Genomic DNA, 15,922 nt, shown 5'->3' with positions numbered 1-15,922 from the left:
CTAAATTTAGCGGGTAAGTTAATGTCTTAACAAGGATTAAAACATAATGAAACTGTGGCCCGCACTCTCTTTTCTTACCGCAAGTTTATTCTTTAGTACTTTTTTATCTGCCCATAGTGGCCATGATCATAGCGATGTTGCCGAAGTAGCCGTAAGCAATGCGCAGGTACGTGAATTTTTACCAGCCAGTAAAGCCAGCGTGGCTTATTTAACTATTACTAACCCAAGTGAGCATGCAACGGTATTAACTAAAGCTGAGCTTGATGGTTTAGGACGTGTTGAAATTCATCAGCATACTCATGTTGATGGCATGATGAAAATGGAACAGGTTTTATCATTAAAGATTGATGGTCACAGCAGTGTTGAGTTTAAACCGGGTGGTTATCACTTAATGGTGTTTGAACCTGAAGATCAACTAAAAGCAGGGCAAGAACGAAAACTCACGCTATATTTTAATGATGGCAATCGAGTTTTTACTCAAGCCAAGGTTGTGTCTTTACAAGAAATGTCTGAGCAGGCATCAAAAAAAAGTAAAGAGCACTCACATCACTAGGAGGTATTATGTCTGAGCATAAAGGAAAAATAGCCAGTGCATTACTTATTATACTAATTATTTTTTACGCGATTGCTGTTTACTGGAGTAGTGAACCAGCTCGTATGGATGTTGTTAGCAAGGCAAAACAGGAAGCGCAAATGCGCGGTGAAAAGTTTGTCACCGGCTACACAACAACAACTACGTTGATCAATGTGGCAAGTACATTATTAAATAAGCCTGGCGGCTACTTATCTAACGATATGATGCCACCAAGTGTAATGATGGATAACATGCCGGCGTGGGAATATGGCGCGCTTGAGATGACCCGAGATTTAGTGTTGTCGATGCGTAAAGACTTCAGCCGTTCACAGTCTCAATCAACTGAGCACGAAGCACTTAAAAAAGCACAGCCGCAATTTAATATAAGCTCGGTAGCATGGGCATGGCCTAGCGCAGAAACTGAATATCAAAAGGGTATTGATTTACTTATTGTATACCGTACCCAAATTGCGGATCAGAACGATCGAGATAGCCAGTTTTATGCCCGTGCCGATAACTTACGTGGCTGGTTAAAAGAAGCTGAAAAGCGCTTAGGTAGTTTAAGTCAGCGTCTAAGCGCAAGTGTTGGCCAAGATCGTTTGAACACTGATTTAGCTGGCGATACTGCGGCTCATCAAGCAACATACACCCCTTTGCAAAGCCAAGTAAAAACATCTTGGTGGCAAATTGATGATGTATTTTATGAATCGCGTGGTGCAACGTGGGCATTACTGCACTTTTTACAAGCGGTTGAATATGATTTTGCTGATGTCTTAGAAAAGAAAAATGCTCGTGTTAGTCTGCAACAAATTATTCGTGAATTAGAGGCCACGCAAGAAACTGTGTGGAGCCCAATGATCTTAAATGGCAGTGGTTTTGGTTTTGTTGCTAACCACTCACTGGTCATGGCGAATTATATTTCTCGAGCCAATGCGGCTCTAATTGAACTTAGCGAACTTTTAGCGCAAGGATAAAATGATGAAAAAGTACTGTTTAGCAGCTGCCCTTTCAATGGCCTGTTTAGCTCCAACAGCGCAAGCTGATACATTATTAGGTTTATACCTAGGTGTTGATGGCTGGCAATCAGATAACAGCGGTAGTTTTGCTCAAGACGGAAATCTACAAAGCTTTAAATTTGATGATGAAACGTTTACGAGCTACTACGCAGCACTTGAGCACCCAGTGCCGTTAGTACCAAACATTAAACTAAAATACACTGAACTTGAGTTAAATGGTGATACAACACTTGATGAAACGTTTAGCTTTGGTGGTTCTGATTACGTTGTAGGCACACAAGTAGGCACAGTGAGTGATTTATCACATGTTGACTACATCCTATATTACGAAATCTTTGATAATGATTTGGTTTCAATTGATTTAGGTGTAAACGCTAAACAATTTGACGGTGAAATTACGGTAACGGGTACTTCGCAAGAAGGTGGCCCAAGTACAACTGAGCGCGTTGATTTTTCTGGTTTCGTACCTTTAGTGTATGGTCGTGCTGAAGTTGGCTTGCCGTTAACAGGTTTAAGCGTATTCTTTGAAGGTAGCTTACTGGCTATCGACGATAGCAAAATTCAAGACTACCAAGCGGGTGTTGCATACGCTTTACTTGATAACTTAGCAATTGATATGGACATTAAAGCGGGTTACCGCTCAATGACTTTAGAGCTTGATGATATTGATGATATCTACACAGATTTAGATGCATCAGGTCCATTTGCGGGTATTCAAATCCACTTCTAATCGAGTTTTTCGGTTTATATTTAGCTGGCAGCTTTATTTTAAAGCTTGCCAGCTAACTTCAAATTCATCTTCTAATGATGTTGAAAGTATCTGCTTATAAGCCTTATTTATTGGCGATGCGATTAGCTTTCTTAACTCGTCGCCCGTTTGTGTAAATTTATAATAACTGAGTACTAAGTCATTACTTTTTGCTTTTAAAACCAAGCGTTGATTCATAAAGCTCAGCACCAGTTCTTGGCCAGCTTTTAAAACAGCTGATTCGATTTCTTTTCGATACAGCAAGTTAATATCCATCAGGGTAAGAATGTCAGGAAAGCTAACAGGGGTTTTCCCTAAATTAAATGACACCTTGTTACCTTTTCTAAGTAAATCAAACAGTGAAGGCTTCTTGTAAAAGCCAAGTAAAATTAAGTGGCTGTTATCTTTTTCATTGAAGCCACACAGTGATGTACAGCGCTGAAGGGCATCTGCTTCGCGCTGTGTCATGTGCTTAAGGGTTTGTAAGCTTTTAATCGAAAAGGTGCCCGGTGACACGGTCTCACCTGCGAGTATTTTTGCCCATAGCTTTTGCATTGAAGAATTAGCTGTGTCTTCACATAAACTAATAAAGCGCTCTATCCAATCAAAATCTGGTTGTTGTTGGCCAGTGACATCGGGGCAAAACGCCATAGCCATCGCCATAATGGTTTCGATATTTTCTTGGCGCTTAATGAATTGAATTTCTTGGCGAGTTTGGGCGCGCTCTAAAAGGCTTGCTTGCGCTTTAATTTGATAAGCTAACTGCTGTTGACCTTGTGCTGAGTAGCTGTCATCACCAGCATGGTTGATCCTAGCCGATGATGCCTTATGAATAGGGTAGCCAAGCTGGTTTTCTATGATATTAGCAAGATTAACTCTCGCCTGAGCTGCTTTCACTGTCATCGGTCACACTGTCCTTGCCTGTTGTTGCTAACTGCGCATGAGTTTTGATGTTATTGAGCGCCAGTTTTACTGTGTTATTGAGAATATACTGACTTAGTAAAGCAAGGTAGCCACCAATAATAGGGGTGTTGACCTCACCTTTTAATGAACACTCAATGTTAACGTTATCGCCTTCAGGTAAATAGCGAATTGTGCCTTGGGCAATGTGTTCTTTATTAAATAAGATATTAAATGAAAGCTGGCTGTTGTCGAGTTGGGTGATGGTCATTTCACCTTCGCCAAAGCGACTTTGCCAAAATTGATGTGCACCTACTCCTTGGCTAGGTTCTGCAATGGTAAATTTAATACTCGGGTCGACAGCCTGCCATGGTTGCCACTTAGGCCATTGATTAAAGTCGCCTATAAGGCTTGCAATCTCAGCACTGCTCGCATTCACTTTAATTGATTTGTGAACAGTATATTGCGGTGAAAGCATAAGCCCAATCACAAGTGAGATCAGAATGCTGATAAAAATCGCTTTTAGGGTAAAAATGAGTATTTTAATAATCTCACCTCAGGCAATTGTTTTATAACTTTCATAACATTATACGTAACATAGACTATAATCTGTTTGATACTATATAAGCTATCACTAATGTATCATAGTTAAATAAGTGATAGAATTTTGAGCATCGCTGTAAAATGGAGTGGCGCCATAGTTACAGTATTACGGGGATCACTCTAAGGAATTATTAATGGCATCAGAGAGTAACGACTTTTTGTTTAGTGACCAAGATGACGAACAGTTAGTGGATGAAACTGTCTCTGATTTTTGGGACGTATTAATTGTCGATGATGATCCAGAAATACATTCAGTTACTAAGCTTGCCCTCTCAGGCGTTGAGTTTTGGGATAAAGGGCTGCGATTTCACCATGCCTACTCAGGTGCAGAAGCGCTCGAATTACTTAAAAATGACCATTCGATTTCGGTAATTCTCCTTGATGTGGTTATGGAGTCAGATGATGCTGGCTTGCAAGTTGTAAAGCAGGTTAGAGAGTGCCTTAATAATCACAATGTGCGCATTATTTTACGTACCGGACAACCAGGCTACGCACCTGAAGAAAAAGTGATCCGCGAATACGATATTAACGACTACAAAACAAAAACAGAACTTACACGTAGTAAACTTATCACCGCCCTTGTTACGGCTATTCGCTCTTATGAGCAAGTATGTCAGCTCGAATTTCAAAGCCGCGCGTTAAATAATATTTTGTATGCATCTAAGGCTATTCTTGGTTTTACTGATATCAAAGCCTTTTCAATGGCAGTGATTAAGCAGCTCTCAATTATTTTAGATTGCGAACCGCAAGGTTTACTGTGTGGTTCTATTGAAGATGACAATCAGGTTTATGTTTTAGGTGGTTGTGCTGAATATAATGAGTTTATTGGCCAGGGTATTGAGCAGCTTGATGATGGCCGTATTATCATGCAAGTTAACAACTGCCTAGCCCAAGGTGAGCATCAGCACACCGATGTAGACAGTACGTACTTATTAAAAAGCAAAAACCGCCAAGCAGCTATTTACTTAGAAACCGAGCACACACCAAGTCCTTCGCAACTACAATTTGCAGAGATATTTTTAACCAATGTCAGTGTTGGTCTTGATAATGTTAGGCTGTTCAACCGTTTACGTGATGCAGCTTATAAAGATGTTTTAACTGGCTTATCGAATCGTAACGATTTCATGAATAAAGTGGAGCGTTACTACCAGCCGGGTAAAAGTGACTATGTCTTTTTATTAATTGATGTTGCGCAATTCTCAGATATTAACAATGGCTTAGGCCAAGAGATTGGTAACTTATTACTAAATGCCATTGTTGATAGACTGCATCAAGAATACCCAAATGCTGAGCTGCTCTCGCGCATCGGTGCAGATGTATTTGGCTTACTGTTACCCGTTGGTGAATGTGACGTTGAGCTACTACGCGAGCACTTAAGTTTGCCGTTCAATGCAGGTGAACACATTTTACCAATCAACTTTAAAATTGGTTTATGTTATCAAGGTGACTTCCTGCAAGCAGGGATCGAGACCTTAAAGCTGGGCTACATTGCGCTTAACCAGGCTAAAAAACAATCTTCTGAAATGGTGGTGACGTATACCCCAGACATGGAAGAGAAAATGGCTTGGCGTTTAGGGATCATCAGACAGCTTCGTCAAGATTTTGAGCAGCGTAAATTAGAGGTTTGGTTTCAGCCACAACTTGATTTAAACACCCTTGAAATCATTGGCTGTGAAGCGCTACTGCGTTGGCCGTCAGGTAATGGTCAGTATATTTCGCCAGCGATTTTCGTTCCAATGGCTGAAGATGCCGGTTTAATTGTTGAAATAGGGCAATGGGTGCTAGAGCAAGCATGTATGCAGCAAAAGCGCCTCGAAGCAATGGGCTTTGCAATTAGCATTGCTGTAAATGTTTCAGTGCCGCAATTTAAAGTTAAAGGCTATGCGCAGCAGGTTAAAGACACGCTTATTAAATATGATGTAAAACCGCAGTTTATTGAACTCGAAGTGACTGAAAGCGTGGTTATGGATGAGCTAGCTAATGTGATCACCACACTAAAAGAACTTAAAGAGTTTGGTATCGAGATTGCGATCGACGACTTCGGTACAGGGTTTTCATCGTTAAGTTACTTGCAAAAACTGCCGCTAGACAGACTCAAAATTGATCGCGACTTTATTAAAGACTTACCAGGTCAAGATTGTCAGGCGATTGCTGCGTTAATTATTTCTCTTGGTGCAAGGTTAGGCTTAAAAACCATAGCAGAAGGGGTTGAGACACAAGCGCAAGCGGATTATTTAGCCCAGCTTGGCTGTGATGAAGTGCAAGGCTTTATGTACGCTAAGCCTATGCCTGAAAAAGAGTTAATTACCTACTTGCAAGCTAAGCAGTAACCAGTTCCAGTAATTACATAAAAATTAAACAGCGCCCTTCCATGTGAAGGGCGTTTTGTTTTCTATAATAATCTATAAGACTGAGGTATAATTCGCCCCTTTTGTTAGCAGAGTACACTTTATGAGCGCATTAAAAGCCGAGCGAGGCCTGTTTTCTTACCCTAAGTATTGGGCTGAATGCTATGGCACGGCGCCATTTTTACCAACCACTCGTGCAGAAATGGACGCGTTAGGCTGGGATAGCTGTGACGTGATCATTGTAAGTGGTGATGCGTATGTAGATCACCCAAGTTTCGGTATGGCTGTGATAGGGCGTATGCTTGAGTCACAGGGTTTTCGTGTGGGTATAATTGCACAACCTGATTGGAACTCAAAAGATGCCTTTATGGCGTTAGGTAAGCCTAACTTATTCTTTGGTGTTACAGCGGGTAATATGGACTCGATGATCAACCGTTATACTGCTGAAAAGCGTATGCGTCATGATGATGCTTATACGCCGGGTAACATAGGCGGTAAACGTCCTGACCGTGCGGTAGTTGTATACAGCCAACGCTGTCGCGAAGCTTATAAAGATGTGCCGCTGATCATTGGTGGTATTGAGGCGAGTTTACGCCGTATTGCTCATTATGATTATTGGCAAGAAAAAGTACGCCGTAGCGTATTGTTTGATGCCAAAGCTGACATTCTAATTTACGGTAATGCTGAGCGCCCACTTGTTGAAGTTGCCCACCGTATTGCTGCGGGTGAGTCGGTTGAGACAATTCAAGATATTCGTGGTACTGCGGTTATTCGTAAAGAACCATTACCGGGTTGGCGTGGTAGTGACTCAACTGCAATTGATAAAATCGGTAAGATTGATCCAATTCCAAACCCGTATGGCGCAGATGATGTGGGTTGTAGTAAATCTGAATTTAAAAAAGCAGGTATTGATTTAAGTGCCGAGGCGGCTAAGCCAATCACTATCCAGCCAGCTCGTCCTAAGCCTTGGGAAAAGACCTACGTTAAGCTACCAGCGTATGAGCAAGTAAGCGTAAATAAACCGCTTTATGCCCATGCCTCGCGTATTTTGCACCAAGAAACAAACCCAGGTTGTGCACGTGCGTTATTTCAACGCCATGGAGACCGTTCTATTTGGGTTAACCCGCCTGCATTTCCGCTTGAAACTGAAGAAATGGATGGCGTATTTGGTTTGCCATATCAGCGTATTCCGCACCCAAGCTACGGCGATGAAAAAATCCCAGCCTATGAAATGATTAAAACCTCGGTGAACATCATGCGTGGTTGCTTTGGTGGCTGTTCTTTCTGTTCGATTACAGAGCACGAAGGACGTATTATTCAAAGCCGTTCTGAGCAATCAATTATTGATGAAATTGAGCAAATTCGTGACAGAGTACCGGGCTTTACTGGGGTTATCTCTGACTTAGGTGGACCGACAGCGAATATGTACAAGTTGCGCTGTAAGAGTAAAAAAGCAGAGAGTACATGCCGACGTTTATCATGTGTTTATCCTGATATCTGTAAGCACATGGACACGGATCACACCCCAACTATTGAGCTTTATAAAAAAGCCCGTGATGTAAAAGGTGTGAAGAAAATTTTGATTGCGTCTGGCGTACGTTATGACTTAGCTGTAGAAGACCCTCGCTATGTAAAAGAGTTGGTTACCCATCACGTAGGCGGGTACTTAAAAATTGCCCCTGAGCATACTGAAGATGGTCCATTGTCTAAGATGATGAAGCCGGGCATGGGAGCTTACGATAAGTTTAAAGAGCTATTTGATAAATACTCAAAAGAAGCGGGTAAAAAGCAGTATTTGATCCCGTATTTTATTTCTGCTCACCCAGGAACGAAAGACGAAGACATGGTGAACATGGCGTTGTGGTTAAAGTCTAATGACTTTAAGCTTGATCAAGTGCAAAACTTTTATCCATCACCGATGGCCAATGCAACCACGATCTATCACACTGAGATGAACTCGCTGCGCAATATTAAGAACAATACTGAGCAAGTGCCTGTTCCAAAAGGCGCACGCCAGCGTCGCTTACACAAAGCGATTTTACGTTACCACGATCCTGCTGGTTGGCCGATGATCCGTGAAGCACTAAGAAAAATGGGCAAAGCGAATCTAATCGGTAAAGGACCGAACTGTTTGGTACCTGAAGAAGGTCGTAACGAGAAAGCTGCTAGAGGAAAGGGCGGTAAAGGCCGTGCGGCACTGACTCGTCACACCGGTTTTAGCCAGTTTAAAAAGGCCAATACCAAACCTCGAGTAGGTAAAAATAAGCAGCGCGCAAAGTAAAAGATATAAATACGGCCCTTAAAGGGCCGTTTTATATTAGATCAATAACCAGGTTGCGGTGCCTAAAAAGGCAAAGATACCAACAATATCAGTGACGGTTGTCAGTACCACACTGCCGGCGAGGGCTGGGTCTATTTTCATTTTCTTAAGAATTAATGGAATGCTCGCACCCGCAATACCAGCGGCAACAAGATTCATAAACATTGCAAAGGCCAGCACTGCGCCGAGTTTAAAGTCCCACTGCCATAGGGCAACCACACCAGCAATTAATATCGACCAAATAATGCCATTCAGTGCGCCAATCGCCAGCTCCTTAAGTAATAAGAAGCGTTGGTTGGTTTGGTTGATATGACCAACCGCTATACCACGAATAACCAGAGTTAGGGTTTGGCTACCCGCAACACCCCCCATTGAAGGGACGATACCATTGAGTACCGCTAAAATAGGCAAGATTGCTAAGGTGTTTTCGAAAAAGCTTGCCACAATGGCTGCTAACAATGCGGTTAATAAGTTAACCCCAAGCCAAATAGAGCGACGCTGCGAACTTTTTAGCACTGGCGCAAAGGTATCTTCTTCGTCGTCAAGACCAGCGAGGCTAAGCATGCTGTGTTCAGCATCTTCACGGATTACGTCAACGATATCATCGATGGTAATACGACCAAGCAAGTGAGCGTTATCATCGACGACAGGGGCTGAAATCCAGTTGTGACGTTCAAACAATTGCGCTACATCACTTTCATCCATAGAGATTAGGATTGACTCACAGTCTTCATCCATTAAATCACGAACAATTTTATCTGATGGGCTGGTCAGCAATGTAGTTAATGAAAGCGCGCCTAAAAAGCAGTTATGCTTATCAACTACATATAAGTCATCGGTACCCTCTGGTAGCTCACCTCGTAAGCGTAAATAGCGCAGTACAACATCGAGAGTAACGTCAGGACGAATGGTAACCGTATCGCTGTTCATCAAGGCACCGGCTGAACGCTCTTGATAAGAAAGTGCTTGAGTTGCTCTCTCTCTATCTTGCGAATCCATGGCACTGACAACGTCTTGATATACAGTATCAGGAAGACTACGTAAAACCTCACCTAAGTCATCGTCGTCCATATCTTCAGTGGCAGCAGCAATGTGCTCAGGCTCCATCTGGGCAATAATGCCAAGACGTACATCTTCAGAGAGTTCTTCTAGAACATCACCACGGACATCTGGATCAACCAGCTGCCAAAGCATACGACGAATTTTATGGGGAGAAGATTCAAGTAAAAGGGCTGTATCACAAGGTGCCGTTTTGGCTAACATTCCGCGCACTTGAACAAATTGACCACTATTGAGTGACTTGGTCACTTGTTTGAGTTGTTGTAGTGGGTAATCTTGTTCAAAGGCTTCTGGCATTGGCGTCCTTACAACTGAAAAAAGTTTAAATAGGCTAAGCAAATACAGCATAGTTGCTTTGTAGTGTATTTGCAGAGATATCGTCGCACTGCGATAAATTTATTAAGAGTTTTGTAATTTAGAAAAGCGAGCGATATAAAAGTAGGATATTTAAAGGGAATTTTAAATATCCGAATTAAGTTTACCGTAAACCTTGAAGTCTTAGCAAATGCTATTCTTGCTCGTGGAAGCGTTGTGCAATTAATTCGCCGATTGCCGTTAATGCAGCATCGGCGTCAGGGCCTTCGCATACAACGCGAACTTCTTTACCCTGACTACTTTCAAGTAGCATTAATGCTAACACGCTGTCGCCTTCAGCTTCTTTATCATCTTGATAAAGCGTAATTTTGGCATCAAATTGCAGTGCTAATTGCGCTAAAACAGTAGCAGCACGAGCATGTAAGCCAAGTTTATTTTGAATTAAAAAGGTATCTTCAGCGTGCATTGTTGGTGCCTAATTAAATGTCTTGTTCGCGGTGGCGAATTTTTACATTAGCATGGCTTTTGGCAAAGCTCTCACCAATTGTTTGCGCTAAGTAAACAGAGCGATGTTGGCCACCGGTACAGCCAATAGCAATAGTCAGGTAACTGCGGTTATTGCGCTCTAAGTGCGGTAACCAAGTTTGCACAAAGGTTTGTATTTGCCACGTGAACTTTTGTACTATGCTGTGGCTAGCTAGGTAATCTTTTACTGGTTGATCAAGGCCGGTTAGTGGCTTTAAATCAGGTTCCCAGTGTGGGTTAGGTAAAAAGCGTGCATCAAAAACGTAGTCAGCTTCTTTTGGAATACCATGCTTAAAGCCAAACGACATAAAAGTAATAATCAGCTTTTTATCTTTTTTACCTAAAATCTTTTCGCGAATTGATTCTGCTAACTGATGAACACTCAGATCAGTGGTATCAATCATAAAGTCAGCGCGAGTGATCAACACATCAAGCAGGATTTTTTCTTGTTTAATGGCCAGATCAAGCGGCAAAGAATCAATAGATAGTGGATGCAAGCGGCGTGTTTCTGAAAAGCGCTTGATCAGAGTTTGGTCATCACTGTCTAAATAGAATAGTGTTGGGTTTGCGAAACCTGGCAGGTACTCAAGAATATCATTAAATTCTTGCTGCTCTTTCGGTAAGTTACGCACGTCGATGCTGACCGCTATTTTATAGTAGTTATCAGACACACTTCGTACGAGCGAAGGCAGTAAATTAACCGGAATATTATCAACGCAATAATAGCCTAAGTCTTCAAGTACTCGTAAAGCGACCGATTTACCTGAGCCTGAGCGACCGCTGATAATTATTAATTCCATTTATGCCTCTGCTGATATGACCTGAAACAGTTGCTGATCGGTAGTAGCACTACGCAGCTGTTTACAAAATTCTTTATCTTTAAGTCTATCAGCAATTGTTGATAAGGTCTTTAGGTGAAGCTGACAGTCACCATCTGGTACGATGAGTGCCACAAAAATATCAACTGGACGATTATCAATTGCATCAAAATTAATAGGGGATTCACTCACTATCACAAATGCATGAGGCTCATCTGCGCCGCTCATTCGGCCATGTGGAATAGCAATACCTCGGCCAATGCCGGTGCTACCTAGTTTTTCTCGGTTGAGTAAAGCATCTAGGATATCTTGTTGCGATAAATGAGGAAGCTGCTGGTGGGCCAGTTCGCTGATATATTCAAGAATTCTTTTTTTGCTATTAAAAAGGACCGCAGCTTTGCTGCAGTCCTGGTTAGTAAGTGAACTTAGTTTCATAATTTAATGTCGAGCTAATTTCTCTTTGTGTTTAATGACTTGGCGATCAAGTTTATCGATCAGTGAGTCAATGGCTGCGTACATATCTTGATGTTCTGTAGAAGCGAACAATTCGCCTCCGTTTACATGTAAAGTTGCTTCTGCTTTTTGGCTTAATTTTTCTACATCTAGAATGACATGAACATTATTAATATGGTCAAAATGCCTTTCTAGTTTCGCAAACTTGGTGTTTACATAGTCTCTTAATGAATCTGTGATTTCTACATGACGACCAGTTAAATTTAGTTGCATAAGCATTTTTCCTTCTATGTAAAACGTCTAAATCAGACTCTTACGCTGATTAGACGGAGGTATTGCTAGAGACTCACGATATTTTGCAATTGTACGTCTAGCTACTTTAATTCCTTGCTCAGCCAATATATCTGCAATTTTGCTATCACTCAATGGTTTAGCTGAGTTTTCTGCAGCGACTAACTTCTTGATTAAAGCGCGTATTGCTGTAGAAGAACACTCACCACCATTTTCGGTGCTGACATGGCTTGAGAAGAAATATTTCAACTCAAAAATACCCCGTGGGGTATGCATATATTTTTGCGTTGTTACCCGTGAAATCGTCGATTCATGCATTTCGACCATTTCAGCAACATCATTTAGCACCATCGGCTTCATTGCCTCAGGGCCATGCTCAAAGAAAGCTTGTTGTTGTTGAACGATACAGTTGGTCACTTTTAATAGCGTATCGTTACGGCTTTCTAAGCTCTTAATAAACCACTTTGCTTCTTGTAAGTGAGAGCGAATAAATTGGCTGTCGCTACTTGATTTAACAGAGCGAGACATCGCCGCATATTGGCTGTTCACTCTAATCTTTGGCATACAATCTGGGTTTAACTCGACTACCCAGCGGCCTTTCACTTTTTTCACTGATACATCAGGTATAACGTACTCAGATTCTTCGCGTACTATGCTATCCGCAGGCTTAGGATTTAAGCTGTGAATAAGCGTCATCACTTCTTTAAGCTCATTTTCTTTAAGCTTAGTCTTTTTCATCAAAGTTCGATAGTCGCGACTCGCTAATAATTCGATATGCTCAGATAAAACCATTTTAGTTTCAGCTAAATATGGCGTATCGGCATCGAATTGGCGTAGCTGAATGCACAGGCATTCTTGTAAACTGCGCGCGCCAATACCCACAGGATCAAATAACTGAATTCTTTTTAAGACCGCTTCGACTTCATCAAGTTCGATTTCTTCTTCATCGTTATTTTGATTAAAGCTTTCGACGATATCTTCACAGCTTACCGTTAAAATACCTGAGTCATCGATAGCTTCTACAATTGCCACAGCAATCGCTTCATCAGTAGGGCTAAATGGCGTGAGTTGCAATTGCCACATCAGGTATTCGTGAAGGGTTTCGGTTGATGCTCCCTGATAGATAGATTCATCTTCAGGCATTGGCCCTGACGATGTTGAAGGGGCGGCACTCATGTACTCATCCCAGGTAACATCCATTGCTAAGTCATCGCTTACGGTGTCTTTATTGAGAGCATCACTACTTTCTTGCTCGTACTCGCTAGGTGCTTCTTCGGCAGACGCGCTGACTTGTACATCGTCAGATTCAGCTTTTTGCTCATTCTTGCCGGTGCTTTCTTCGTTGTAATCCGCTTCTTCCACTTCAAGTAGAGGATTACTATCAAGCGCTTCTTGAATTTCTTGCTGGAGATCCAATGTACTGAGCTGCAACAAACGAATAGCTTGTTGCAGTTGTGGAGTCATTGTAAGTTGCTGGCCCATGCGCAGCTGTAATGATTGCCTCATGTATCCCTAACAATCCTTTTTAAGTTATCGATACCTGTATAAACACAGTTATCGATTTATTGTCATTGTTATAAGTCTAGCAGATGCTCTAGTCGCTGGCGTAATGGTTACAGCCTGAATTGCTCGCCTAGATATACATCGCGTACAGTTTGGTCTGCTAATACGTGCTCAGGTGTGCCTGATGCAATTAGCTCCCCATGAGAAACAATGTAGGCTTTTTCACAAACATCAAGGGTTTCTCGAACATTATGGTCAGTAATTAGTACACCGATACCACGATTTTTTAGGTGCTCAATAATTTTCTTTATATCTAACACTGAAATTGGATCAACACCAGCAAAAGGCTCATCTAAAAGGATAAATTTAGGATTAGCGGCTAATGCGCGAGCAATTTCTACACGGCGTCGCTCACCACCTGACAGCGCCATACCTTGGCTGTCACGAATGTGTTGAATACTAAACTCATCAAGTAAGCTATTGAGTGTTTCTTCGCGGGTGGTTTTATTTAGATCTTTACGAGTTTCTAAAATGGCCATCAAGTTTTGGTAAACCGTCAACTTTCGAAAAATTGACGATTCTTGTGGCAGATAGCCAATACCTAAACGCGCACGGCTATGCATTGGTAAAAGGGTGATATCGTTATCATCAATACTGATTTTACCTTTGTCGCTAGGTACTAGGCCTACAATCATATAGAAGGTCGTTGTTTTACCTGCGCCATTTGGACCAAGCAAGCCAACAATACTGCCAGCTTCAACTTCAAGACCGACATTTTTAACCACTTGGCGGCCTTTGTAGCTTTTAGCTAAAAGCTCTGCTTTTAATGTGCTCATGGTTGGCCTTTATTATCTTTTTTATTTTCAACAGGCACTAAAATAGTGTGTACACGATCTGTTGAATTTTCGTCTTTTTCAGCACTGATCAGCTGCTGTGCCATATCATAGGTAATGCTTTTTGCTGTTACTTTTTGACCTGCTTGAGTAACTTCAGCTTCACCATTTAAGGTTAAGAAGCGTTTTGCAACATCATAACGTACTTCTTCTGCGCTAGCGCTCATTACGGTGCCATCAGCTTGCTTTTCTTCGAAGTAAGCAGGCTTACCTGTGGCAATAATCAACTCTACTGTACCTTCGGTGTCACCGCCGTGTGCTTCAAGGCGTTCAGCGGTAATACGACGATTACCATGCACGATCTCTACGTTACCTTCAAATATGCCAACGCCATCTTTTAGTTTACCTACTTGGCGATCTGAGCTAATGCTAATTTGAGCGCCAGTTTGCTCGGCAGCTGCGCCCGAAAAGGCAATCAATAAGCTTGGGATCAGGAGTAATTTCTTCAGTTTATTGGTCATAGTATATGGTTCGTGTATGGTTAGTTAACTCAACAATTTCGGTTTTTAAATCGGCTTTTAAGCCTTTACCGGTAATCTTTAAATTCGGTCCTGTTAGTGTCACAGGTTGCTTAGAAAACATGGTCATTTTATCAATGTCGACATTAATGTTTTCTGCTTTTATATCTTCGATCATGCCGTTATGGGTTAAGTTTTTAGCAACTACATCCCCTTCAAAAATCAGCTGATCGTTTTCGTACAATGTGGCTTCTTTGGCTTTTACTTGCCAAACCTGCTGGTCGCCATAAATAGTAAAAATAGGTTGCTCAAAAAAGGTAAACCCTAATTGTTGATACAACTCCATTTTAGCAGCAGCCACTTTATGACTAATTTTGCCTTGCTCGTCATACGCTGTTTGCTTTAACGCCACTGCGGTGTAATCAGGTGTTGCGATGATCTCGTCTTCACTAGTTATTGTGTCTGTTGATTGGTTAAAGTACGGGTACCATAACCACACCATGCAACAAACAAAAACAATACTCAGTAAAATACGGGCTATATTCATGCGCTGGTTCCATCGCTAGTTAACGGCTTACCGTTTTCTAACATGAGTAAATCAGTTAATTCACGCACAGCTCCAAAGCCACCTGGTAATAATGTGGTGTAATGAGCCAGCTTTTTAATCAGTGGGTGTGCGTCGTTTACAGCAACAGCAAACCCTACTTTTTCCATTACTGGTAAGTCTGGACCATCATCACCAATATAGGCAATTTGTTCATCGGTCAGCCCCAGTTTATCTTTTAACTCTTGATAAGCAATCAGCTTATCTTCTTGTCCCTGATAAATGTGCTGAACTGTTAGGCTAGTCATTCGCTGCTGAACTATTTGTGAATGGCGGCCAGTAATCACTGCCACTTCAAAGCCACTATTAATGAGCGCTTTAATACCAAAGCCATCTTTAGTATTAAATGCTTTAAGCTCTTCGCCATCATTACCTATATAAATTCGGCCATCAGAAAAAACGCCATCTATATCACAGATTAGCAATTTTACTTTTTGTGCGCGCTGACTCACATCAGGGCTAAGAGGCTGGTATAGCTCGGCGAATGTCATTGC

Annotated in this window: 17 protein-coding genes; 5 read left to right on the top strand and 12 right to left on the bottom strand. The window is 41.7% G+C overall.

Annotated elements, in window-relative coordinates; all coding sequences use genetic code 11:
- Positions 1–46: 46 nt before the first annotated feature.
- Genes J8Z28_RS15470 through J8Z28_RS15460 form a run of 3 tightly spaced genes read left to right on the top strand, consistent with a single transcriptional unit; the run spans position 47 to position 2,320 of the window.
- A complete protein-coding gene (locus tag J8Z28_RS15470) occupies positions 47–553 on the top strand; it encodes a copper chaperone PCu(A)C (protein ID WP_062566537.1) in 507 nt (168 codons plus the stop codon).
- Positions 554–561: 8 nt separating this feature from the next.
- Positions 562–1,548 (top strand): DUF2333 family protein, encoded by a 987-nt coding sequence (locus J8Z28_RS15465; RefSeq protein WP_062566536.1) that lies wholly within the window; start codon positions 562–564, stop codon positions 1,546–1,548.
- Between the two features lie 4 nt (positions 1,549–1,552).
- Positions 1,553–2,320: a TIGR04219 family outer membrane beta-barrel protein gene (locus J8Z28_RS15460; protein WP_062566535.1), complete on the top strand. Its 768-nt coding sequence runs from the start codon at positions 1,553–1,555 to the stop codon at positions 2,318–2,320.
- Positions 2,321–2,353: 33 nt separating this feature from the next.
- Here the strand turns inward: J8Z28_RS15460 and J8Z28_RS15455 are convergent, their stop codons facing one another.
- Positions 2,354–3,241, bottom strand: a complete 888-nt coding sequence (locus tag J8Z28_RS15455) for a TIGR03899 family protein (protein ID WP_058585939.1) — start codon at positions 3,239–3,241, stop codon at positions 2,354–2,356.
- On the bottom strand, positions 3,210–3,716 hold the full coding sequence (locus tag J8Z28_RS15450; RefSeq protein WP_235575457.1) for an SRPBCC family protein: 507 nt from the start codon (positions 3,714–3,716) through the stop codon (positions 3,210–3,212). Before J8Z28_RS15450 ends, J8Z28_RS15455 begins: the two co-directional genes overlap by 32 nt.
- A 259-nt stretch (positions 3,717–3,975) precedes the next feature.
- Between J8Z28_RS15450 and J8Z28_RS15445 the strand changes: the two genes are divergently transcribed.
- Both J8Z28_RS15445 and J8Z28_RS15440 read left to right on the top strand, forming a co-directional pair.
- Positions 3,976–6,171 carry a bifunctional diguanylate cyclase/phosphodiesterase gene (locus J8Z28_RS15445; protein ID WP_062566534.1) on the top strand — a complete coding sequence of 732 codons (2,196 nt, stop codon included), beginning with the start codon at positions 3,976–3,978 and terminating at the stop codon, positions 6,169–6,171.
- Between the two features lie 121 nt (positions 6,172–6,292).
- Positions 6,293–8,470, top strand: a complete 2,178-nt coding sequence (locus J8Z28_RS15440) for a YgiQ family radical SAM protein (RefSeq protein WP_054561110.1) — start codon at positions 6,293–6,295, stop codon at positions 8,468–8,470.
- Positions 8,471–8,506: 36 nt separating this feature from the next.
- On the opposite strand, the gene mgtE is transcribed toward J8Z28_RS15440, so the two are convergent.
- The 10 genes from mgtE to kdsC form a co-directional block, all read right to left on the bottom strand.
- Complete coding sequence (gene mgtE / locus J8Z28_RS15435; RefSeq protein WP_054561109.1) at positions 8,507–9,865, bottom strand: magnesium transporter; 1,359 nt, start codon at positions 9,863–9,865, stop codon at positions 8,507–8,509.
- Positions 9,866–10,076: 211 nt separating this feature from the next.
- Positions 10,077–10,349, bottom strand: a complete 273-nt coding sequence (locus J8Z28_RS15430) for an HPr family phosphocarrier protein (RefSeq protein ID WP_054561108.1) — start codon at positions 10,347–10,349, stop codon at positions 10,077–10,079.
- Between the two features lie 13 nt (positions 10,350–10,362).
- Positions 10,363–11,208 carry an RNase adapter RapZ gene (rapZ, locus tag J8Z28_RS15425; protein WP_250659654.1) on the bottom strand — a complete coding sequence of 282 codons (846 nt, stop codon included), beginning with the start codon at positions 11,206–11,208 and terminating at the stop codon, positions 10,363–10,365.
- Positions 11,209–11,661 (bottom strand): PTS IIA-like nitrogen regulatory protein PtsN, encoded by a 453-nt coding sequence (gene ptsN / locus J8Z28_RS15420; RefSeq protein WP_054561106.1) that lies wholly within the window; start codon positions 11,659–11,661, stop codon positions 11,209–11,211.
- Positions 11,662–11,664: 3 nt separating this feature from the next.
- On the bottom strand, positions 11,665–11,952 hold the full coding sequence (gene hpf, locus J8Z28_RS15415; protein ID WP_036971325.1) for a ribosome hibernation promoting factor: 288 nt from the start codon (positions 11,950–11,952) through the stop codon (positions 11,665–11,667).
- Positions 11,953–11,979: 27 nt separating this feature from the next.
- Positions 11,980–13,476, bottom strand: a complete 1,497-nt coding sequence (locus J8Z28_RS15410) for an RNA polymerase factor sigma-54 (protein ID WP_054561104.1) — start codon at positions 13,474–13,476, stop codon at positions 11,980–11,982.
- 107 nt (positions 13,477–13,583) lie between these two features.
- Entirely contained in the window at positions 13,584–14,309 is a 726-nt protein-coding gene (gene lptB, locus J8Z28_RS15405) for an LPS export ABC transporter ATP-binding protein (protein ID WP_062566533.1), read from the bottom strand.
- The gene (gene lptA, locus J8Z28_RS15400) at positions 14,306–14,827 is read right to left on the bottom strand and encodes a lipopolysaccharide transport periplasmic protein LptA (protein WP_062566532.1); all 522 of its coding nucleotides are present in this window, start codon (positions 14,825–14,827) and stop codon (positions 14,306–14,308) included. The genes lptB and lptA overlap by 4 nt, the downstream gene beginning before the upstream one ends.
- Positions 14,817–15,371, bottom strand: coding sequence for an LPS export ABC transporter periplasmic protein LptC (gene lptC, locus J8Z28_RS15395; RefSeq protein WP_062566531.1), 555 nt, complete (start codon positions 15,369–15,371; stop codon positions 14,817–14,819). Before lptC ends, lptA begins: the two co-directional genes overlap by 11 nt.
- A complete protein-coding gene (gene kdsC, locus J8Z28_RS15390; RefSeq protein WP_062566530.1) occupies positions 15,368–15,919 on the bottom strand; it encodes a 3-deoxy-manno-octulosonate-8-phosphatase KdsC in 552 nt (183 codons plus the stop codon). Before kdsC ends, lptC begins: the two co-directional genes overlap by 4 nt.
- Positions 15,920–15,922 lie beyond the last annotated feature (3 nt).

It is taken from the genome of Pseudoalteromonas sp. SCSIO 43088 (assembly GCF_023650795.1).
Taxonomy (GTDB): domain Bacteria; phylum Pseudomonadota; class Gammaproteobacteria; order Enterobacterales; family Alteromonadaceae; genus Pseudoalteromonas; species Pseudoalteromonas shioyasakiensis.
Note: the sequence above shows the minus strand (reverse complement) of the source record. Positions and strands in the feature narration are given on the sequence as shown.

Bases quoted from the DNA above. Each gene is read 5' to 3' on its own strand.
- kdsC (WP_062566530.1), bottom strand. From the start codon at position 15,919: ATGACATTCGCCGAGCTATACCAGCCTCTTAGCCCTGATGTGAGTCAG.
- rapZ (WP_250659654.1), bottom strand. From the start codon at position 11,208: ATGGAATTAATAATTATCAGCGGTCGCTCAGGCTCAGGTAAATCGGTC.
- J8Z28_RS15410 (WP_054561104.1), bottom strand. From the start codon at position 13,476: ATGAGGCAATCATTACAGCTGCGCATGGGCCAGCAACTTACAATGACT.
- lptC (WP_062566531.1), bottom strand. From the start codon at position 15,371: ATGAATATAGCCCGTATTTTACTGAGTATTGTTTTTGTTTGTTGCATG.
- hpf (WP_036971325.1), bottom strand. From the start codon at position 11,952: ATGCAACTAAATTTAACTGGTCGTCATGTAGAAATCACAGATTCATTA.
- J8Z28_RS15440 (WP_054561110.1), top strand. From the start codon at position 6,293: ATGAGCGCATTAAAAGCCGAGCGAGGCCTGTTTTCTTACCCTAAGTAT.
- mgtE (WP_054561109.1), bottom strand. From the start codon at position 9,865: ATGCCAGAAGCCTTTGAACAAGATTACCCACTACAACAACTCAAACAA.
- J8Z28_RS15445 (WP_062566534.1), top strand. From the start codon at position 3,976: ATGGCATCAGAGAGTAACGACTTTTTGTTTAGTGACCAAGATGACGAA.
- J8Z28_RS15465 (WP_062566536.1), top strand. From the start codon at position 562: ATGTCTGAGCATAAAGGAAAAATAGCCAGTGCATTACTTATTATACTA.
- J8Z28_RS15455 (WP_058585939.1), bottom strand. From the start codon at position 3,241: ATGACAGTGAAAGCAGCTCAGGCGAGAGTTAATCTTGCTAATATCATA.
- lptA (WP_062566532.1), bottom strand. From the start codon at position 14,827: ATGACCAATAAACTGAAGAAATTACTCCTGATCCCAAGCTTATTGATT.
- J8Z28_RS15450 (WP_235575457.1), bottom strand. From the start codon at position 3,716: ATGCTTTCACCGCAATATACTGTTCACAAATCAATTAAAGTGAATGCG.
- J8Z28_RS15460 (WP_062566535.1), top strand. From the start codon at position 1,553: ATGAAAAAGTACTGTTTAGCAGCTGCCCTTTCAATGGCCTGTTTAGCT.
- J8Z28_RS15430 (WP_054561108.1), bottom strand. From the start codon at position 10,349: ATGCACGCTGAAGATACCTTTTTAATTCAAAATAAACTTGGCTTACAT.
- ptsN (WP_054561106.1), bottom strand. From the start codon at position 11,661: ATGAAACTAAGTTCACTTACTAACCAGGACTGCAGCAAAGCTGCGGTC.
- J8Z28_RS15470 (WP_062566537.1), top strand. From the start codon at position 47: ATGAAACTGTGGCCCGCACTCTCTTTTCTTACCGCAAGTTTATTCTTT.
- lptB (WP_062566533.1), bottom strand. From the start codon at position 14,309: ATGAGCACATTAAAAGCAGAGCTTTTAGCTAAAAGCTACAAAGGCCGC.